Source organism: Nonomuraea sp. NPDC003754 (assembly GCF_053605785.1).
In genome coordinates this window covers 135,968-155,346 of the sequence record NZ_JBSGJX010000004.1, presented here as the reverse complement: position 1 = coordinate 155,346, position 19,379 = coordinate 135,968, and the positions used below count along the sequence as shown (strand labels likewise).

Below are 19,379 nucleotides of genomic sequence, written 5' to 3'. Positions count from 1 at the left end.
GTCGCGGTCGGCACCGCCAACGTGCTCCTGGTGGTACGGCGGGCCGCTACGACGGAAGACGCAGGGTGAACGTGGTGCGGACACCTGGCACGCTGGCGACCGTGGCTGTGCCGCCGTGCGCCTCGGCCAGGTTGCGCACGATGGCGAGCCCGAGCCCGCTGCCGCCGGTCTGGCGGTTGCGGGACTTCTCCGCCCGCCAGAACCGGTCGAAGACGTGCGGGAGGTACTCGGCGCGGATCCCGATCCCCGTGTCGGTCACCTCGACGACGACCTGGTCGCCATCCTGGTGAGCGCCCAGCGTGATGTGCCCGCCGCGTGGCGTGTAGCGCAGGGAGTTGGTCACCAGGTTGCCGATGGCCTGGCGGAGCCGTACCGGATCCGCGGTCAGCGAGGGGTCGTCGGTGACCACGGTGGTCAGCGTGAGCCCTGCGGCTTCGGCGCGGCCTCGGTGAGCGATGCTTACCTGGTCGAGGAGGTCGCCGAGATGGACGGGTTCGACGTGCAGACGGAGCTTGCCCGCGTCGGCGAGGGCGAGCTCCTGAAGGTCGTCGACGATGTGCTGCAGCAGCAGGATCTCCTCGACCAGCGAGGCGATCAGCGCGGGGTCCAACTCGGCGACGCCGTCCTGGGCGGCCTCCAGCCAGCCCCTGAGGTTGCTCAGCGGTGTGCGCAGCTCGTGGGAGACGTCGCTGACCATGGCCTTGCGCTGCTCCTCCATGCGCTGGAGGTGTTCCGACATCTCGTTGAACGCCGTGGCGAGCTCGCTGATCTCGCCGGTGGTCCTGACCGTGACGCGGGCGGAGCTGTCCCCGTCGCGCATCCGCTGCGCGGCGTGGGTGAGCGCGTTGACGGGCCTGACCAGGCGCCTGGCCGCCATGACGCTCACGCCCACGGTCAGCACGAGCACGAGGAGAGCGGCGCCGGCGATCGAGGGCAGCGGTATGAGCTGGCCGGTGGCCTCGACGGGGGAGCCGATGTACAGGTACGCCGCGGGGGCGACGTAGGGATCGAGTTGTTCCTTGCGGCCCGTGACGATGCAGGAGGAGATCACCTGATCGGGTTCGGCGGCCGGCGGCATCGGCTGTCTTTCCTTGGACACCCAGGCGAAGTCGAGACCGACCGAGCCTCTTCCCGCGCCCTTGCCCTTGAGGCACCTGCTGACCAGGAGGTTGAGTTGTTTCAACGCGGCTTTCTCGGTGCGTGTCGGCGTGCTGAAGGTGGTGGCGTCGCAGCCGCTCATCACGACGGGGGCCGCAGTCGGCACCGGCATCGGCATCGGACTTTGCGCTGGTCTCGACTGCTGACCGACCCCCTGGTTGAGGGGCGTGACGAGGGGTCTGCCGGTGTTCGAGACGGTCACCTGTACGGCCTGCCCGGTGCGGGCCGTACAGGCGGCGTAGGCGTCGGCGGCCTTCCTCAACCGCGCGCGGTCGCGGGCGGACAGCAGGAAAGGGCCCACCGCGCGTGGATCGATACGGTCCCTGGCCGCTCCCGGCACCAGGGTCACGTCCACGGCCAGCGGGTCGACGACGGCCGACACCTTGGCGGGCAGTGGGGTCCCGGCGGTCGCCGAGTCCGCGATGAGGGTGCCGCTCTCGGTGGCCAGCGCGATGCGGCGGCTGTTCCGGGTTGCGAGGTCACGCAGGGTGGGGGCGACGTCCGACCAGTTCGAGTGGCGGGACGCGTAGCCGAGCAGGCTGTTGTTGATCCGGGCGTCGCTGGCCAGCGTCTGTCCCTGCTCGCGCTGGATGGCGCCGGAGGTGCTGCTGGCAGCCAGCCACGCGGTCGCCGAGATCGAGCAGACCGCCACGACAGCCGAACTCGTGAGCAACCTGACGAACAACGACCTCATGCGTGGGTCAGTTTGTAGCCGACGCCGTACACGGTCAGCAGCCGGACCGGGCGGCGCGGATCAGGCTCGATCTTCTTGCGCAGGTTCATCACGTGCACGTCGACCGTGCGTTCGGTGATGAACCTGTCGAACCCGTGGATGCGCTCCAGCAACTGCTTCCTGGTGAACACCCGCTCCGGCTCGGCGGCCAGCGTCTCGATGATCCGGAACTCCGCGAGCGTGCAGTCCACCACCGTGTCCGCCGCGGTGACGGTGTGCCTGACCGGGTCCACGAGGAGATCGCCCGCCTGGAACACCCGCCGATCGGTGCCCTGGGACTTCCCGGTACGGCGCAGCAGGGTCCGCACGCGGGCCATCAGCTCACGCGGGCTGTACGGCTTGGCGACGTAGTCGTCAGCACCGAGGTCGAGCCCCAACAGCAGGTCATCCTCGGTGGACCTGGCGGTCAGCATCAGGATCGGCAGGTCGGACTCGGCACGCAACGCCCGGCAGACGTCCAACCCGTCGACCTTCGGCATCATGACGTCGAGCACCATGAGGTCGGGGTCCGCTCGCCGCGCCTCGTCGATCGCGGAACGCCCGTCGTGCACGACGTGGACCTCATGGCCCTCCCGCTCCAGGTACCGCCTGAGCAGTTCGGCCTGCTTGGGGTCGTCCTCGGCGACCAGTACGTACGCGCACATGAGCCGAGGCTATGCCCATGTCAGGGATGCACATGGGATTCGCATGACAACCAAACAGGTTTCACACATTCTGTCGCCAGGCTGCGGCAGGTGAGAACCAACCTGCTTCGTACGGCTGCTGCGGCGACACTCGCCTTCCTGCTGACCGGCTGTGTGAGCAGCGCGGACAGCGCTGTACGGCGCGAGCCGGCGGCCGGCGCCGGTTCCGCGAGCAGCGCCGTACGGCCCGAGCCGGCGACCGGCGCCAGCTCGAAGATCGCGACCGTCAAGAGATCTCGGATCACGGTCTACAAGAACAAGGAGGGGGTGACCCAGAGGACGATCACGAGTCCCAACGACTACGGCGCGGCGCGTGTCTTCCTGGTGGAACGCGACGAGGGCGAATGGCTCCAGGTGCTGCTGCCGGTCCGGCCGAACGGCAGCAAGGGCTGGATCAAGGCCGCCGACGTGACGCTTGCGGAGACCTCCTACCGGGTGGAGATCGATCGCGGGGCGTTCAGGTTCACGGTCTATGACGGCGACAGGCCGGTCAGGACGGGCAGGGTCGCGACGGGCGAAGCGGGCACACCGACACCTCCAGGTCGTTACTTCTTCACCGAGCTGGTGAAGCCCGCCGACCCGGGCGGGGCGTACGGCGCCTACGCCTTCGGGCTGAGCGGCTTCTCGCCGGTGCTGAAGAGCTTCGCCGGCGGCCCAGGCCAGCTGGCGATCCACGGGACGAACAAGCCCTCCGCCATCGGCACGCGGGCCAGCCACGGCTGCGTCCGGATCAGCAACGACGACATCACCTGGATGGCGAACAACCTGGCGATCGGTACTCCGGTCGTCGTCCAGGGCTGAGGCCCAACGCGAATGAACAGGGGAATCCTATGAAGATCAAAGCCACGCTCATCGGCATCGGCGCGGTCCTGGCGGTGACCGCGGGCCTCGCAGGCTTCTCGGGCACGGCCACGGCCGATCCCACGAAGCCGGCTGCCTCGCCCGTCTCGCCCGCCCCGGCGCCGGCCGACCAGCGGCCAGTGGTCAAGACGACGGGGGGCCCGGAGCCCGTCGTCGCCAGGCCGGCCTACACCGGCTGATCGTGGTGCGACGCCGTAGCCCTCGGGTCTGCGGCGCTGCACCTTGGCACCCGCTCCTGCCCGCGGTCGCATCAGCGACCAGGCCATCGCGGGCGGGAGCAGGACCCGGTGCGTCAACACCGCGTGCCAGAACATGAAGAGACACCGCCTTCCCGGATCGACTAGTCGACGCCGGTGGGGAGCGAGAGGCCGGCGTAGACCTGGTTGAGGACGGTGGGCAGCAGGGCCTGGGCCGTGGTCCTGCCGCCGGGCGACAAAGTAAGGTTCGTCCAGATCACCAGCGTGACCTCGTTGTCCGTATCGTGGCCGATGAAGGAATTGAAGCCGGGCAGCTCACCGCCGTGGTAGTACATCGAGGCGTTCGGACCGAAGCGCTGGTAGGCGATGCCGTACCCGTACTTCTTCCCGTCGGGTGGCGCGGCCGGGTCCTCGGCTTGCGGGCTGTGGAGCCACTGCCGCTGGAACGCCGGGTTGAGGACCTTGCCCGTCACCAGGGCCTGGATCCAGGTGGCCAGGTCGTCCGCGGTGGAGATGACGCCTCCGGCGGCGGCCGCGTAGGAGGGGTTCTGATGGGTGTAGTCCACCGGCCGGAGCTTTCCTGACCGGGCCGCCGCCTGCACGTCGGCGGGGTAGGGCCGGTCGACCAGCGCGTAGGCCGTTCCGCCGTACATGTAGCCGTGCGAAGAGGGCATGGGGAGCGACAGGTCGTCGGCGGCGGGCAGCGAGGTTCCCGCCAGCCCGAGCGGGACGAACAGCCGGTCCAGGAACTGCTGGGCCAGCGGCCGGCCGCCCGCCTTCTCGGCGACGAGACCCAGCAGCACGTAGTTGGTGTTGTTGTACTCGAAGGACGTGCCGGGTGCGAAGGTCGGCGGGCGGCGGAACGCGATGTCCAGCATCGCCTGTGGCGTCTGGGCCTTGCCCGGGTCGGCGTCCATGGTCGCCGCCAGTTCGGGGGCGTTGGTGTAGTTGTAGAGTCCGCTGCGCATCTTCAGCAGCTCGGCGATGGTGATGTGCCCGCCGTTGGGCACTCCGGGAACGTAGGCGGACACCGGGTCGCTCAGCCGGAGCTTGCCGTCCTGGGCCAGGAGGATGATCAGCGCTGAGGTCATGGTTTTGGTGTTGGAGGCGATCCGGAAGTGGTCGCGCGTGGTGGGCGGTCTGGCGGTGCCCAGCTCGGTCGTGCCGACGGTTGCCCGGAAGGTTCCCTGTGGGGTGCGGAGCAGGACCACCGCGCCGGGAACCATGAGCTTCTTCGCCGCACGTTCGACGGCGGACTGGAACACGGCCGGATCGATCGGCTTCAGTGCCGGCTGAGTGGGGGCGCTCGCCGTGGCAGTAGGTGTGGGCGACGCGTTGGAGAAAGCCGGGAAACTCGCCGCTGCGGGAAGGGCGTAGCCGGCGATCAGCAGGGCAGCGCTCGGTGCCAGCAGAGCCAGGCGGGCGGTACGCGACAGCCCGGGAGCGGCTCCCCTGTGACGCGTACGGTTCGGCGCGCCGTCGTCAGCTCGGGAATTCCTCATGCCGGCATCACAGCCCCCGCGCTCGGCGGTTCAATACCGTGGCCAAGGTGATGCGAAAAGGGGCGCGGCATGACCGCAGAGGCCAAAAGGAATAAGGTCCGTAATTTTATCATCTTTTCGGCACGTCTAATCGGCTATTGACGTGCCGGCCAAAACGCTACCGCCGGCAGTACTTGGAGAAGAATCCCGGCTACTGCGGCATCGGCGACACTGGGGTCTCCTGCCCAGACTGAAAAGCATGGGCCTCAGCCTCACACCCCGCGTCTTGACCGCTTGGCTCTCCTGGGCCCTGCCTGGGCAGCGGTGTGGACTGTATGGGCTCGGCGGGCGTGTTCGGCGATGACGGCTCCGTATCAGCTTTTGATCAGCCGCATCGGTGGTCGATCGCTGACATCAGAACGTGTTCTGACATAAACTCGTCGAGTGAGCACCAGCCATGCCGACGCAGTGACCTTCTCTGATCTGTCGAGAAACCCGCGAGCGGTCGCCGAGCGCGCGGCACGCCTGGGACGTGTGCGCGTCACACATCGGGATGCTCCAGACTTCTACCTGACCGCGGCGGACCGTGAAGAGGAGCGCGAACGGACCCTGGCCACCGCGTCCCGGCTGTTCCTTGCCTTGATCAAGCACGATCCCACCGCGCGTGCGCTGGTCCTGGCCATGCCAGATGTCTTCCCTTGGGTTCGCCACCTGTCGTCGGACGAACTGCGTGCCTTCACTCTGGAACTGGTCGAAGCGCTCTCCGACGCGGCCGAGCTGGATGTCGATGCCACCACCCAGGAAGTCATCGCGGGGTGGCGGGCCACTGCCAGAATCAAGGCCGACCCCGCGCGCTACGCCGAGGCTCGCAAGCCCACGAGCGGCGACTTCGGGCCGGTGCAGGTTTCGGCGTGAGCCCGAAGCGGGGAGATCGAGTGACGGTGCCACCGCCGGATGACGAGTGGGATGTCCGCTTCGGTGCCAGTGACGCGGTCAGGGGCTGGGAGGAGCTGTGTCGTCATGCCCTGGCCAATACGCGCCGATGCCTCGAGGCGCTGCGGGCTGATCCCCGTTCAAGCTTCAGCCATGATCGGCAACATCGCCTACGCGGCGATCTCGCGACTCACCGTCACAACGGCAAGGATTTGGAGCAGTGGGAATTCGAGGTCACCAGTGGTGGGCGGGTGCGCTATGCGGTCGATGACGTCGCCCGTACCGTCTGGGTGATCTACGCGTCTCCTCGACACCCCAAGGACACCGAGTAGCCGAACGGCTACTGCGGCATCGGCGATACCAGCGCGCGTGCCCGGCGTCTGAGGCGCGAGGACCGTAGGCATGGGCCCGGCGGCCAATCTCTATCCGGCGAGCCGGTCTTCGTTCGCGCGTCCTTCGGATGGGTCACGTGTCTTCTGGAGGCGGTGTATTTGCGCGAGGCACTCCATCAGTTCGTGAACCTGCTGCCGGACGAGCAGGTCGCCCCTGTGCTTCGCCTTGCTGGGGAAGCAACGCTCGAGTTCGATCTCATCACTCAGGCCAGGACGGCGGCGGCCTGGTAAAAGCGTTCCCGGCCCCCGGCCTGCGCGGTCAGTCGCAGTACTTCCAGGTGCCTTCCGGGGTGCCTCCGTGGACGGCGGGCTGGGAGCCGATGCGGATCGTTCCGTGGAACTGGACGCACAGCTGGTCGGCGTAGGCGTAGACCGGGCCCGCGAACCACTTGTAGCGCGTGCTGCCGTCGGCCACCCCGATGTCAGGGCTGTCGTACTTCTTGTTCCTGTTCTTGTCCGCGAGGAGCACGACGTAGAGATAGCTCGTCCGTCCGACGTAGGGGCTCGCCACCCGGGCTATGGCGCACTTCCTGCGCGTGAGGCGGCTGTGGTAGAGCGAGACGGTGCCGTAGACCTCCCCGTCCTTCGCTCCTACCGTGATGGGATAGCTGGCTACCTTGCGGAACGAGTTCCCTCGGCAGGTGCCCTGGGGGTAGGCCTGCGCGGGAGTGGCGGACACCAGGGTGAGGGCGGCCGCGGCGGTCAGGGCCGTGCCGCTCGCGATCCAACGTGTGATCTTCAAGGGGCCCTCGCGTGACTGCGCAGAAGATGGCTGTCGACCATCTCTGACAAGGGGATGCGGAGAAGATCACGCTAGCACGACCATCTTGGGCCGCTCCTGTCAGAACTCCACTCTGAGATAGAGGGGCCTGTGGTCGGACATGGAGGTGGGCGGAGGGACGTGACACTGACGGGTGCCGCCTTTGGTGACGAACAGGTAGTCGAGCTTCTTGCGTCTCTCGCCGGCGCTGTGTGTCCAGCGCCCGGTACGGCTGCTCCCGCGCTGGTCGCACTCGCGGTAGGCCTGGTAGGCGGGCACGATGGCACGCCGGCCGGCGGCGCTGCCGTTCGTGCTGTCCGGAGGGGCGACGTTGAGGTCGCCGCCGAAGACGCTGTGGTAGCCGGGCTTGGCGGCGTAGGCCATCAGTTCCTTGATCTGCCTGGTGCGGTACGGCGCGCCGGGCTGCCGGTCATCGTAAGCCGTGCCCACTGACAGGTGCGTGCCGCACGCGTGGACGCGCTTGGCGGGGATGGTGGCGCAGAGCACCGCCCGCTTCACGTACCAAGGCGGTGTGGTCAGCGGAAGGCTCTGGAAGGTCGCCGTGTCGGCGGCGACGGCGACCGTGATGCTCTGGGTGCCTCGCGGGCGGCCGAGCTTGTCGGGGTGGCAGGCGTACGGGGCCCCGGTGCTCGAGGTGAGGGCGAACGAGCGGACGGTCCACTTGCGGCCGGTGCGCTGCCGCAGTCCCAGTTCCAGGGCACTGTCGGCCCCGGTGCAGAATTCCTGCAAGAAGATCACGTCGGGTCTGATGGGCTGGTTCACGGCATATTCGCCGATCGCCTGCACCAGCTGAGGGGCGTCGGCACGGTAGAGGCCGCAGGCGGGGTTCGTCCCCGTGCAGACGTTCCACGTCATCACGGCCAGCGCCGTCCGCGTTTCGGCCACGGCGGCAGGCGGCAGCAACGCCAGGACGGCGACTGCCGCCGCTATCGCCCGCGCCTTCATGATCGGCTATTGAACCAAAATCATGGTTGTCGCGCCCCACGAACCGGTATCTCCTCATGCGGGCTGTTCCAGGGGTACGTATGCCGGTTTCTCGTTCCGGGCGTCGTGGCAGGTGAGGTCTCCTGCGTGCTGGGCAAGATCGGCGGAGCAAGGGGAGACTGGTTACCTACGCGTCTCTGACGCCCGGGGTCTTCCACGATGGCTTTCCGCCCGGCGGGCCTCGCTTCTCCTGGAACCAGGCGGTCTTCAACGAGGTCTCGGTGCTGCCCCAGGGTTGGTCGCCGCAGCGGGTAGGGGCCGGCTGGTCGGCTGCGGCGCGGGCGTCGGTCAGGGGGCGAGGATGCGGATGCCGTCCCCGAGCAGCTTCACGCCGAGGACGGCGAACAGGACGGCCATGATGGCGGTGTTGTGCCGGGCGGCCCAGCCCCTCCAGTTGTCGAGCATGCTCTTGGCGCGTTCTCCCATGAGGAGGAAGACCGACAGGGGCGCCAGAAGTCCCAGGGAGGCGATGATCACGAACACGGCCAGTACCGTGATCTGCTGCCCGGGTGGAATCGCGGCCGCGCTGATCGAGGCGCCTGCGGCGATGGTGAGCGGGGCGTTCTTGAGGTTGGCCGCCGACAGCACGATGCCGAGCCCGAAGACCTTGGCCGGTGAGAAGCGGTCGATCGCGGACATCCATTTGGGGAGCTCCGCCTCCGCGCCCGCGGGAGGTCGCCGGTGCCACTGCCGCCCGCCGAGCACGACGAGCAGCACGCCCAGGGCGAGCTTGAGGTCGCCCACCCAGGCGGCGGGCTTCGACGGGGTCGCGCCGGCGGCCGGCCCGCCGATCGCCAGCATCACCGCGCCCAGGACGAAGAGCCCGATGACCCATCCCAGGGTGAACAGCAGCCCGTTGAGACGTCCCCTCGGCGTACCCAGGATGATGATGATGGCGATGATCGGGAGTGGGCTGATCGCGACCGCGGCGGCGAGCCCGAGCACATCACCGAGGGCTGTCCCCATGGCGTCCTCCAACGACGATCACAGATGATCTCGCTGACCAGGCGCTCGGGGTCAGGCTCGCACGCTCGGCGCGCGTCGCGCGGACGACCGAGGCGTCCGGGAGCCCTCCCGCACCCATCATCCCACCCGGTCGTGGGATCGTTGTGGCGGCCTTGGCGTGGTCACCCGCGTCCGCCGTCGGGTCGGAGCTCTTCGCGTCGCCGGATCTGTCCAGAGCTGGACGCCGTGGTCGCGGGGTCCAGAAGGGTCGAGGCGGTCCTGGCGCTTCCCCTGTGGAGCGGGCGGGCTGCTAGCGTTCCGATGATCGTCCGACCAGGGCGGAAGGGCAGGGATCTCAGGTGGACGCATCGCGGGGACCGCTCGTGTCGCCGCCCTCCGGTCGTCAGGGGACGCACCGGACGGCGCCTTCCGGGCCGGCCATGACTCGTGCCGCCGGGCGGCCCTGGTGGCTGCTTCCGGTGGGTGTCGTCGCCGTCGTGCTGCTTCTGCTGCCTGTGTTCGTGGCCGTGGTGAAGCTGGCCCGGGAGCCCGGCGTGGTCGTGGTCCCCGGCGGGCAGGGGCTCCGGCCAGGGGTGGTGCGGACGTGAAGCGGGCGATCGTCGCCGTCCTGGTGGTGGGCTGTGCCGCCGTCGCGGGTGCCTTCTGGATCCTGGAGGTCGTGGCGAATCGCTTTTTCTTTCCCTACAGGTGCACCGAGGAGGACAAGCGGGTCGCGTCGTCCCTCGTCAGGCTCGGCGTTCTCGATGTCCGCCCGGACGCCGCCGAGCCGTACGGCGGGCGTCGCGGTGGATGCGATGACGACGACCGGCTGGCGTATGCCGAGCAGGACTACCGTCTTCCGGGTTCGCGAGCGGGCGTGCTGCCCTTCTACCGGGAGGCCGCCGGCAAGGGCGGGTGGGAGAGGGTGGCAGGCGAGGAGGACGCGGCGGGGCTGTGTTTCAGGAAGTCCGTCCAGGGGCGGGTGGTCTATCTGTCGGTGTGGGTCGCCGACGGAGCGCCCGAGAAGGATGGAGCGGACTACGTGGTGCAGGTCAGTTCCGCGCCCAGTGGCGGCAGTCTCTGCTGACGTTCATCCCCGCTGGTGTCTGCGGGGTGGCGGAGCGAGTGCCGCCGCCGTCCGCGCTGCTTCTTGGGCGGTCGGCCGCGGGGCGGTGGGCGAGGGTGTTTCCGGGCGGTTGCTTGTAGGGCGGGTGGAGGTGTTTCCGGATGGATGTCCGCAGTGGCGGGCGAGGGCGGGCGGTTCCGGAGGGGCGTCCGCCAGGCCGGTGGGGTGAGGGTGGTTTCCGGGCCGTCGTCCACCGGGCCGGTGGGGCGAGCGTGGTTTTCGGAGGAGTGTCCGCCGGTGGGGCGAGTGCCGTTCCCGGAGGGGCGTCCGCCGGTGCGGTGAGTGGTTTCCGGAGGGGCGGTGGTGTGAGTGGTCTCCGGGGGGCGTCTTCCGGGGCGGTGGGGTGGGGTGGGTTCGTCAGCTGTTCGCGGGACGGTGGAACAGGGCGGTCAGGAGGAAGGGGACGCCGAAGGTGGGGGCGTCGGGTGACTGCTCGCGCATCTGGCGGATCTCCACCTCCTTGTAGTCGCTGAAGATCCAGCGCAGCTCGTCGGGGGTGTAGGCGAGCCCGCCGTGCAGGCGGCCGTCGCGGTAGAACTCCTCGTCCTGGAGTTCGGAGCCCATGGCGCCGGAGGCGAAGCAGGTGAGGGCGAGGTGGCCGCCGGGGGCCAGCAGCCTGTCCAGCAGGTTCAGGTAGCTCACCCGGCGGTGCGGCGGCAGGTGGTGCAGGCAGCCGGAGTCGTAGACCAGGTCGTACCGGCCGGGCCGGAGGTCGGCGGTGAAGGCGTCGCCGCAGTGGAAGCGGACGTCGGCGCCGGCCTTCCTGGCGCGCTCCTCCGCCCACGCCACAGCCGTCGGGGACAGGTCGATGGCGTCGACCTCGAAGCCGAGCGTGGCGAGGTGGATGGCGTTGCGGCCGGGGCCGCAGCCCAGGTCCAGCGCGCGTCCGGGGCGGAGCATGCCGCGTTCGAGGTAGGACACGAGGCTCTCGTCCGGCTTGTCGGCGAAGAAGGGGACCGGCTTGGAGCGGTCGGTGTAGAAGTCGTCCCACCAGGTCGACGCCTGCTCCGTCCATCGGTCGGCGTCCGACGCGAACAGCCGGTCGAGCAGGTTCATGACGTCGTCCATGGTGCGGATGCTGCGGTTCACTCGGGCTCCCTCGACGGTGGTGGGCGGTGCTTCTGATCCTATGGAGCGGACGGTTGATCCTATGGAGCGGACGGTGCGTCGGCGCAGGTCGGATGCCGTTCTCTCGTCGTACTGGCAGCCGGGAAGCGCGGCGACGCTGGGGGCGGGGGCAGGACCGCCGGGGCCGGCGCACCACAGGGGCCCCACCAGAAGGCCAGAAAGCCCCTCGCCAAAAGGCCCCACCAGAAGCCCCCGCCAAAAGGCCCCCGCCAAAAGGCCCCCGCCAAAAGGCCCCACCAGAAGGCCCCACCAGAAGGCCCCACCAGAAGGCCTCCCGGCGCAAGGCCCCCAGAAAGGCTCCGCCAAAAGGCCTCACCAGAAAGGCCCCACCAGAAAGCCTGATCAAAAGGCCCACCTCAAACGCCGGGGCAGGGGTGGGCCTTGAGGTGTGGTGGCGGGTGGGTGGATGGGGGCCGGAGGTCTGATGCGGGGGCGTGGTGACGGGTTACTGTGGGAAGTCACGGGGTGAGGTCGGGACATCGCCGCAGATAGGCGGCATGTTCGGAGGGATGAGGCAAGCGCCGCGGACGGGGTCGCCCCGGTGCGGGGAGAGACCGGTCCGCTGGGGGGATCACGCACCGCCCTGAAGGGGGCAGCCCATGTCGATCAAGGTCGAGACGCTCTCGGGCGAAACCGTCACACTGGACGACGACAAACTCGAAGAACTCCGGATGACCTTCCGGGGTTCGCTCATCACGCAGGAGGACGCCGACTACGACGCTGTCAGGGCGGTGCAGAACGGGCTGATCGATCGCCGTCCCGCCCTCGTCATCAGGTGCTCGGGCGCCGCGGACGTCATCGACGCGGTCAATCTCGCGCGCGAGTACGGCCTGCTGGCCGCGGTGCGCAGCGGCGGCCACAGCATCGCGGGGCACTCCGCGCGCGACGGCGCGCTGCTCATCGACCTGTCCGGGATGCGCGGCGTCTGGGTCGATCCCGACGCCCGTCTGGTGCGCGTCCAGGGCGGCGCCACGTGGGGCGACGTCGACAGGGAGGCCCAGGTGTTCAACCTCGCCGTTCCGGGCGGGGTGGTGTCGACGACCGGCGTCGCCGGGCTCACCCTGAGCGGCGGCATCGGGTGGCTGCACCGCAAGTACGGCCTGTCCTGCGACAACCTGCGCGCTGTCGAGATCGTCACGGCCGACGGACGGCTGCGGCGCGCCAGCGAGCTGGAGAACGATGACCTGTTCTGGGCGCTGCGGGGCGGCGGCGGCAACTTCGGCGTGGTCACCGCCTTCGAGTTCGCCGCCCAGCCCGTCGGCCCGATCGTGATGTGCGCGGTCCCGGTCTACGCCGACCACCAGGACGAGGTGTTCCGCGCCTGGAGCGACTGGGCCGGGACGGTGCCCGACGAGGTCACCACCAGGGCCATCTTCTGGACGATCCCGACGGATCCGCACATGCCACCGGAGATCCACGGCAGGGACGTGCTCATCACCGGCGCCCTGTACGCGGGGCCGCCCGACGAGGGGGAGAAGGTGCTGCGGCCGCTACGGCAGCTCGGCACCCCGCTCGCCGATCTGAGCGCCCCGATGCCGTACCGCATGTTCCAGGCGGCCTTCGACTTCTTCTTCGTCAAGGGCCAGCTGTCCAGCTACTGGAAGTCGCTGATGCTCAGCGGGCCTCCCAGCCAGGCGGCGGACGTGATCGTACGGCACGGGCTCGCGCGGACCTCGCCGGAGTCCATGGTGCACGTGCCGCTGCTCGGCGGAGCGATCAACCACGTGAACCCGCACGCGACGGCGTACGCCGCGCGCGACGCGAGCAGCATGCTGAGCGTGGACGCCAACTGGCGCGACCAGGACGCGGACGCTCACATCGCCTGGGTACGGCAGGTCATCGCCGATGCCGAGAAGTTCTCGACCGGCCGGCCGTACCTCAGCTTCGACAGCGCCGCGCCGGAAGAGACGCCAGAGGTGGTCCAGTCGGCCTTCGGCGACAACCTGGAGCGGCTGCGGGACGTCAAGCGGCGCTACGATCCGGACAACCTGTTCCGTCTCAATGCCAACGTCGTGCCCGTCTAGGACTGCGCTGGACATAGAGCGATCAAGGCGGGAAGGCCGTCTGTGCGAGAGCCGGCCGACCCGCTCGGCCAGGCCATCCTCCCAGTTGCGGGTGCCCGGGGTGGCGCCGTCGAGGGTGAGGTTCTGCCCGGCCCGGTAGGCGCGCCCGGCCTTGCCCGGCATCCTGACCGGCGTCATCAGCCGGTGCCTGCCGCACGCCCGCAGATGGCGCGCCAGGTCGGCCATGCCGTACACCTCGGGGCCGCCAGGTCGGGCATCAGGCATGCCAGGTCGGGCACCAGGCCTGCCAGGTCGGGCATCAGGCCTGCCAGGTCGGGCATCAGGCCTGCCAGATCAGGCATCAGGGCAGCCGGTTCGCCGGGGGCCGGCTCGGCGAGCCGCTCGGCCACGTCGCGGGCGTCGACCGGCTGGAAGCGGCTGAGCAGCCGGGTGGAAGGAATGTGACCGCCGAACCGGGGCTAAACGGTGATGACGACCTTGCCCGCCGCGCGTCCTTCGCGCAGGTAGCCGATCGCCTCGGCGGCCTGCGCGAGCGGGTAGGTGCGGTCGATCGCCGGGGTGAGCCGTCCCGCCTCGGCCAGCTCCGTCAGGGCCAGCAGGTCCGCCTGGCGGATGGTGGTGAACAGGGGCTGCAGTTTCTGGCCGACGAACCGGTCGAGGAGCATCATCCGCAGCTGGCGGTCGGTGCCGGTCAGCCATCGTCCGCCGTTCTCGCCGCCGACGACGACCAGCGTCCCCCTGGGGGTGAGGCAGCGGCGCAGGAGTGACAGCCGGCGGTTGCCTCCCGTGTCGACGATGAGGTCGTAGCGGTGGCCTGCGGCGGCGAAGTCGTCACGGGTGTGGTCGATGACCTCGTCCGCGCCGATCGACCGGACCAGCGCGGTCTTCGCGGTGCTGCACACGCCGGTGACGTGCGCGTCCGACACCTTGGCCAGCTGGACGGCGAACGTGCCCACGCCGCCGCCCGCGCCGATGACCAGGACCCGCTGCCCCGCCCGTACGGTGGCCAGGGCCTGGAAGGCGGTGCAGGCGGAGGTGGGGATCGCGGCCGCCTGCTCGAAGGTGAGGGCGGCGGGTTTGGCCACGAGCCGGTTCTGGTGGGTGCCGGCGTACTCGGCGAAGGCGCCCTCGCAGGTGCCGTACACCTCGTCGCCCGGCTGGAAGCGGGTCACGTCGCGGCCGACGGCGGCGACCCGGCCGGCCATGTCCTGTCCGGGGACGCGGACCCGCGGCCTGCGCACGCCCATGGCGAGGCGGGCCAGGTACGGCACGCCGGTGACGAGATGCCAGACGCCCTGGTCGAGGCCCGCCGCGACGACCTGGACGAGCACGTCGTCGTCGCCGACGGCCGGTTGGTCGATGTCGGCGAGGCGGAGCCGGTCGGGCGGGCCGTAGGTGTCGCGGACGATCGCTTTCATGGTCATCCTTCGGTGTCGGGGTACTGGAAGACCTCGTCGAGGGGGGCGCCGAACACGCGGGCGATCCGGAAGGCCATCTCCAACGACGGCGAGTACCGGCCCTGCTCGATGGCGATGACGGTCTGGCGGGTCACGCCGATGCGGTCGGCCAGCTCCGCCTGGGTCATCTCGCCGTGGGCGAAGCGGAGGGACCGGATCACGTTCGTGACCTTGGTGGGCTTGCCCATGGTCAGAATCCCCGGCGGTAGGCGACGATCTTGGCGATCGACGAGGCGACGGCCGAGAGGGCGAAGGCCAGGTAGAGGGCGTTGGCGATCCAGAAGTGCTCGATCCTCGCCAGCGCCAGGCCGAAGGCGGTCACGCCGCCGAGGACCAGGACGAGGTACTCGACGCGCTGGCCGTGGAGGTGGATGTCGACGTCGCGCTCGTCCCGCTTGCCGGCCTCTCTGGGGGAGGCGACCGCGGTCACGACGCTGCCGGCGATGTTCATGACGACGGCCACGGTGATGGCGGTGAGCAGCGGCCAGACGTAGGCGACGTGGGTGACGTCCGTGGTCGAGAGCTGCCGGAGGATGACGACGAAGTAGACGATGGGCACGCCGGTCGCGATCGCGGCGTAGATCCAGACGCGTTTCTCCTCGATGGACACGCATACCCCTCATGTAAAAGAAAGTAGACATCGAGGAATGTAAAACATCACGGACGTGAGGTCAAGAATTCTTGACATCACGCCGGCTGTTGACGGTGCGCGGCGGTCGACTCTAGCCTGAGTCATCTACCTATCAGTTGGTAGGTTTTGGATGTGAGGAGCGAGATGGACGACAAGCCCGGCGTGGGGGAGAAGCTCGCCTTCTTCTCGGGAGTGCTCGGCGGCGTGCTCATGGGCGCCGGCTCCGGCTTCCTGCTGCTGTACCTCACCGACGTCGTGGGCATGGGCGCGGCGGCCGTCGGCACGCTGATGCTGGTCGCCAGGATCGCCGACGGCGCCAGTGACCCGCTCATGGGCTACCTCGTCGACCACCTCCCGCCCACCCGGTGGGGCAGGTTCCGCCCGTACGTCCTCCTGGGCGCCGTGCTGTGCGTCTTCTGCGTCGTCGCGCTGTTCGTCGTGCCAGCGATGCTGCCGAACGCGCTCGTCGCGGTCTGGATCACCTACCTGCTGTGGGGCCTGCTGCTGGACCTCTTCCAGATCCCGATGACCTCGCTGGTGCCCGCGATCAGCGGCGACCCCCGCACCCGCGGCCAGCTGGCCGCGATCGTCGGCGTCACCGGGCTGTTCGCGGCGGCGCTGGCCACAGGGCTGACCCTGCCGGTGGTGAACGCTCTGGGCGGCGGGACCACCGGCTGGCTCACCTACGTCATCGGCTCGGCGGTCGCCGGGCTCTGCCTCGTGACCGTCATGGTGGCGCGGGTGCGCGAGCGGGTAGTGCCGCTCTCGCCGGAGCGGTACCGGCTGTCGGACGTGCGCAAGGTGTTCTTCTCCGGCAGTGCGGTGCCGATCCTGCTGCTGTCGAAGGTGTCGGTGCAGGCGGCCAGCGGGGCGCTGACGGCGGCGATGCCGTACTTCTTCCTCTACTACATCGGCGACCAGAAGTACCTGTCGGCCGCGGCGTTCGTGATGGCGATCCCGATGGTCGGCGGCGCCGTGGTGGTGCCGGCGCTGGCGCGGCGGGCAGGAGCGAAGCCGCTGTACGTGGCGAGCCTCGGGGTGTCGATCACCGGGCTGGCGCTGCTGATGGTCGTGCCGACGGATCCGCTGCCCGTGCTGGCCTGCTTCGCCCTGACGGGGATCGGGTTCGGCGGCGCGGTGGCGCTCAGCCTGGTGCTGCTGGCCGAGCTCACCGACTACACCGAGTGGAAGCACGGGTTCAGGACGGAGGCGTCGCTGGCGGCGATGACGTCCTTCGCGGCCAAGGCGGGCGGCGGGATCGGCGGCGGCCTGCTGGCCTACACGCTCGCGCTGACCGGCTACCGCAGCGGCGGCGTGGCGCAGAGCGCGGAGACTCTGAACGGGATCCTCCTGGCGCAGAGCCTCGTGCCCGCGGGGATCGGGCTGGTGGGTGCGCTGGCGTTCATGGCCTACCCGATCAGCAGGGCTGTGGCGCGGGAGGCGGCCGAGCGGCTGGCCGAACGGCGCACGGCCGTGGTGGAGCCGGCGTGACCGGCGCGGCGACGGCACGGGACCGGCGGCCGGACAGGGGAGGACATGTGATCGTCAAGACCGGGCAGGGTGCCGTGCGGGGACACGTCGAAGGGGGGATCGCCGCGTTCCTGGGGGTGCCCTATGCCGCCGCGCCGTACGGGGAGGACCGGTTCAGGGCGCCGCGGCCGCACGACCGCTGGGACGGCGTGCGCGACGCGACCCGCATGGGCCCGACGCCGCCGCAGCTGCCGTACACGGGAGGGCTGGAGAAGGTCCTGCCCAGCGTGATCATCGACGGCGACGAGATCCTCAACGTGAACATCTGGGCGCCCGCGGAGGGCGCCGGCCACCCCGTCATGGTCTGGCTGCCGGGGGGCGCGCTCACCAGGGGGAGCAACGCGCTCGGCACCTACGACGGGCGCGCCTTCGCCCGTGACGGCGTGGTGCTGGTGTCGGTCAACTACCGGCTGGGCGCCGAGGGCTTCTCGGTGCTCGACGACGCGCCCCCGCACCTGGGGCTCGCCGACCAGGTGGCGGCACTGCGCTGGGTGCGGGACAACATCGCGGCCTTCGGCGGCGACCCCGGCAGGGTCACGGTCGCGGGCCAGTCGGCGGGCGGCGGATCGGTGGCCGCGCTCCTCGCCCATCCGTCGGCGAAGGAGCTGATGGCCGGGGCGGTCATCCAGAGCGGTCCGGTCGGGCCGGGCCCCGCGGGGTCCTCACGGCGGATCACCGACCTGATGGCCAAGGACCTCGGCATCCCCGCCACGCGGGAGGCGTTCGCCGCCGTGTCTCCGGCGGACCTGCTGGCCAGCCAGGCGCGGACGCAGCGCAGGAATGCGGGCTTCGGGCCCGTGCCGGGAAACGAGCCGGTGGTGTCCGATCCGGGCGCCGCGCTGCTCGACGGCGCGGGGGCGGACATCCCGCTCCTGATGGGGTACACGGCCGAGGAGTACCGGCTGTGGTACGCGCCCACCGGGATGCTCGACAAGGTCACCTGGCTGCACCTGCTGGCCGCGCGGTTGAAGTTCAGGGTGCCGCGGAGGGAGCTCGCCGCGCTCCGGCGGGCGCACCCCGGGGCGAGCAGCGGCGAGATCCTCGGCGACCTGACCACGGAGCTGCTGCTGCGCCGGCCGATGCACGCGCTGGCCGAGGCCCGCGGGGCGCGCACGTGGATGTACGAGTTCGGGTGGCGCTCGCCGGTCCACGGCCTCGGCGCGGCGCACGCGGTGGAGCTCAACTACGTCTTCGACACGCTCGGCACCCCGGAGGCCGAGGCGATCTGCGGGCCGGGCGGTCCGCAGGAGCTCGCCGACCGGATGCACGCCGCCTGGGTGCGCTTCGTCACGTACGGCGAGCCCGGCTGGCCGGCGTGGGAGGAGGGCCGCCCGGTGATGGTGTTCGACTCGCCGGGCGGCGGCGTGGTCAGGCTGCCAGGCTCGCCCTGATGGCCTCGAGCAGGGTCGTCCGCCACTCGCGGGCGACGGGCAGGAGCGCGGTGAGCCCGTGCGAGCCGTGCACCTGCCCCTCGAACTCCCTGTAGGTCACCGGCACCCCGGCGGCCGCCAGCCGTTCGGCGTAGCGGCTGCCGTCGTCGGCGAGCGGGTCGTACTGGGCCGTCAGGATGACGGCGGGGGGAAGGCCGGTCAGGTCGTCGGCGTGCAGCGGGGAGACCAGCGGGTCGGTGGGGTCGTGGTCGCCGAGGTAGTTCTCGACGCACCAGCGGATCTCCTTGCTGGTCAGCACGTATCCCTCGGCGTACCTGTCGACCGAGGGGGACGACAGCGTCAGGTCGAGCGCGGGGATCTCCATGATCTGCAGGTTCAGCGCAGGCCCGCCGCGCGCCTTGGCCTGCAGCGCCATGGCGGCGGCGAGGTTGCCGCCCGCGCTCTCGCCCGCGACGCCGAGCCAGCCGGGGCCGAAGTCCTGCGCGGCCGCCCACTCCAGCGCGTGGTAGCAGTCGTCGACGTGCGCGGGGAAGCGGTGCTCGGGCGCCAGCCGGTAGTCGACGCTGACCACGGTGACGCCGGTCCCCGCGGCGATGGTCCTGCACCGCGTGTCGGTGTCGTCGGGGTGTCCCGACCACCAGCCGCCGCCGTGGTAGAAGACCAGCGTGCCCGTGCTGTCCCCGCCCGCGCGGTAGACCCGCGCGCCGATGCCGTCGGGCGGGACGGTCACGTCGTAGACCTCCGCCACGCTGGGCGCGGGCTCGACGTAACGCGTGTACGGGCGTTCCTCGGCGGACCGCGCGCGCTGTGCCCGGCGGCGTTCGGCGACGTCGTCGTGCTCCGGCGCGGGCAGGGACGAGTAGAGCTCGAGCAGGGGAACGAGGAGGGGATCGAGTGCCATGGCAAAAACCTACCAACTGATAGGTGGTTTTGTTAGCCTTGAC

The 19,379-nt window shown here is 70.1% G+C and carries 20 protein-coding genes; 8 read left to right on the top strand and 12 right to left on the bottom strand.

Going from position 1 to position 19,379, the window contains the following annotated elements:
• Positions 1-46 precede the first annotated feature (46 nt).
• Positions 47-1,852: a sensor histidine kinase gene (locus tag ACWEVS_RS07080; RefSeq protein ID WP_452550378.1), complete on the bottom strand. Its 1,806-nt coding sequence runs from the start codon at positions 1,850-1,852 to the stop codon at positions 47-49.
• The gene (locus ACWEVS_RS07075) at positions 1,849-2,535 is read right to left on the bottom strand and encodes a response regulator transcription factor (protein WP_449915183.1); all 687 of its coding nucleotides are present in this window, start codon (positions 2,533-2,535) and stop codon (positions 1,849-1,851) included. The genes ACWEVS_RS07080 and ACWEVS_RS07075 overlap by 4 nt, the downstream gene beginning before the upstream one ends.
• A 90-nt stretch (positions 2,536-2,625) precedes the next feature.
• On the opposite strand from ACWEVS_RS07075, the gene ACWEVS_RS07070 reads away from it, so the two are divergent.
• Positions 2,626-3,375 carry a L,D-transpeptidase gene (locus ACWEVS_RS07070; RefSeq protein ID WP_452416365.1) on the top strand — a complete coding sequence of 250 codons (750 nt, stop codon included), beginning with the start codon at positions 2,626-2,628 and terminating at the stop codon, positions 3,373-3,375.
• 29 nt (positions 3,376-3,404) lie between these two features.
• On the top strand, positions 3,405-3,614 hold the full coding sequence (locus ACWEVS_RS07065; protein ID WP_449915178.1) for a hypothetical protein: 210 nt from the start codon (positions 3,405-3,407) through the stop codon (positions 3,612-3,614).
• Positions 3,615-3,775: 161 nt separating this feature from the next.
• Here ACWEVS_RS07065 and ACWEVS_RS07060 read toward each other — a convergent pair whose 3' ends face one another.
• On the bottom strand, positions 3,776-5,134 hold the full coding sequence (locus ACWEVS_RS07060) for a serine hydrolase domain-containing protein (RefSeq protein ID WP_452550376.1): 1,359 nt from the start codon (positions 5,132-5,134) through the stop codon (positions 3,776-3,778).
• Positions 5,135-5,557: 423 nt separating this feature from the next.
• On the opposite strand from ACWEVS_RS07060, the gene ACWEVS_RS07055 reads away from it, so the two are divergent.
• Positions 5,558-6,028, top strand: coding sequence for a hypothetical protein (locus ACWEVS_RS07055; RefSeq protein WP_449915173.1), 471 nt, complete (start codon positions 5,558-5,560; stop codon positions 6,026-6,028).
• A gap of 20 nt (positions 6,029-6,048) precedes the next feature.
• Positions 6,049-6,378: a hypothetical protein gene (locus ACWEVS_RS07050; protein WP_449915170.1), complete on the top strand. Its 330-nt coding sequence runs from the start codon at positions 6,049-6,051 to the stop codon at positions 6,376-6,378.
• Between the two features lie 319 nt (positions 6,379-6,697).
• Here ACWEVS_RS07050 and ACWEVS_RS07045 read toward each other — a convergent pair whose 3' ends face one another.
• From ACWEVS_RS07045 to ACWEVS_RS07035, 3 genes are all read right to left on the bottom strand, one after another.
• Positions 6,698-7,180: a hypothetical protein gene (locus tag ACWEVS_RS07045; RefSeq protein WP_452550375.1), complete on the bottom strand. Its 483-nt coding sequence runs from the start codon at positions 7,178-7,180 to the stop codon at positions 6,698-6,700.
• A gap of 99 nt (positions 7,181-7,279) precedes the next feature.
• On the bottom strand, positions 7,280-8,164 hold the full coding sequence (locus ACWEVS_RS07040; protein ID WP_452550374.1) for an endonuclease/exonuclease/phosphatase family protein: 885 nt from the start codon (positions 8,162-8,164) through the stop codon (positions 7,280-7,282).
• 327 nt (positions 8,165-8,491) lie between these two features.
• Entirely contained in the window at positions 8,492-9,169 is a 678-nt protein-coding gene (locus tag ACWEVS_RS07035) for a GAP family protein (RefSeq protein WP_452550372.1), read from the bottom strand.
• A 583-nt stretch (positions 9,170-9,752) separates the two neighbouring features.
• Here ACWEVS_RS07035 and ACWEVS_RS07030 point away from each other — a divergent pair.
• On the top strand, positions 9,753-10,235 hold the full coding sequence (locus ACWEVS_RS07030; RefSeq protein ID WP_452550371.1) for a hypothetical protein: 483 nt from the start codon (positions 9,753-9,755) through the stop codon (positions 10,233-10,235).
• A 396-nt stretch (positions 10,236-10,631) separates the two neighbouring features.
• Here the strand turns inward: ACWEVS_RS07030 and ACWEVS_RS07025 are convergent, their stop codons facing one another.
• Positions 10,632-11,363 (bottom strand): class I SAM-dependent methyltransferase, encoded by a 732-nt coding sequence (locus ACWEVS_RS07025; RefSeq protein WP_449915154.1) that lies wholly within the window; start codon positions 11,361-11,363, stop codon positions 10,632-10,634.
• Between the two features lie 638 nt (positions 11,364-12,001).
• Between ACWEVS_RS07025 and ACWEVS_RS07020 the strand changes: the two genes are divergently transcribed.
• Positions 12,002-13,426 (top strand): FAD-binding oxidoreductase, encoded by a 1,425-nt coding sequence (locus tag ACWEVS_RS07020; protein ID WP_449915152.1) that lies wholly within the window; start codon positions 12,002-12,004, stop codon positions 13,424-13,426.
• Positions 13,427-13,602: 176 nt separating this feature from the next.
• Here the strand turns inward: ACWEVS_RS07020 and ACWEVS_RS07015 are convergent, their stop codons facing one another.
• From ACWEVS_RS07015 to ACWEVS_RS07000, 4 genes are all read right to left on the bottom strand, one after another.
• Entirely contained in the window at positions 13,603-13,815 is a 213-nt protein-coding gene (locus ACWEVS_RS07015) for a hypothetical protein (RefSeq protein WP_452550369.1), read from the bottom strand.
• Positions 13,816-13,884: 69 nt separating this feature from the next.
• Positions 13,885-14,844 (bottom strand): NAD(P)-dependent alcohol dehydrogenase, encoded by a 960-nt coding sequence (locus tag ACWEVS_RS07010; RefSeq protein WP_452416376.1) that lies wholly within the window; start codon positions 14,842-14,844, stop codon positions 13,885-13,887.
• A gap of 2 nt (positions 14,845-14,846) precedes the next feature.
• Entirely contained in the window at positions 14,847-15,071 is a 225-nt protein-coding gene (locus ACWEVS_RS07005) for a helix-turn-helix transcriptional regulator (RefSeq protein WP_354907718.1), read from the bottom strand.
• Between the two features lie 2 nt (positions 15,072-15,073).
• Positions 15,074-15,493 (bottom strand): hypothetical protein, encoded by a 420-nt coding sequence (locus ACWEVS_RS07000; RefSeq protein ID WP_452550368.1) that lies wholly within the window; start codon positions 15,491-15,493, stop codon positions 15,074-15,076.
• Between the two features lie 153 nt (positions 15,494-15,646).
• On the opposite strand from ACWEVS_RS07000, the gene ACWEVS_RS06995 reads away from it, so the two are divergent.
• Together ACWEVS_RS06995 and ACWEVS_RS06990 are read left to right on the top strand one after the other, a co-directional pair.
• Complete coding sequence (locus ACWEVS_RS06995; protein ID WP_452550366.1) at positions 15,647-17,005, top strand: MFS transporter; 1,359 nt, start codon at positions 15,647-15,649, stop codon at positions 17,003-17,005.
• Positions 17,006-17,052: 47 nt separating this feature from the next.
• Positions 17,053-18,435, top strand: a complete 1,383-nt coding sequence (locus ACWEVS_RS06990; RefSeq protein WP_452550365.1) for a carboxylesterase/lipase family protein — start codon at positions 17,053-17,055, stop codon at positions 18,433-18,435.
• On the opposite strand, the gene ACWEVS_RS06985 is transcribed toward ACWEVS_RS06990, so the two are convergent.
• A complete protein-coding gene (locus ACWEVS_RS06985) occupies positions 18,413-19,336 on the bottom strand; it encodes an alpha/beta hydrolase (RefSeq protein WP_452550363.1) in 924 nt (307 codons plus the stop codon). The two genes, ACWEVS_RS06990 and ACWEVS_RS06985, sit on opposite strands and share 23 nt — an antisense overlap.
• Between the last annotated feature and the right edge of the window lie 43 nt (positions 19,337-19,379).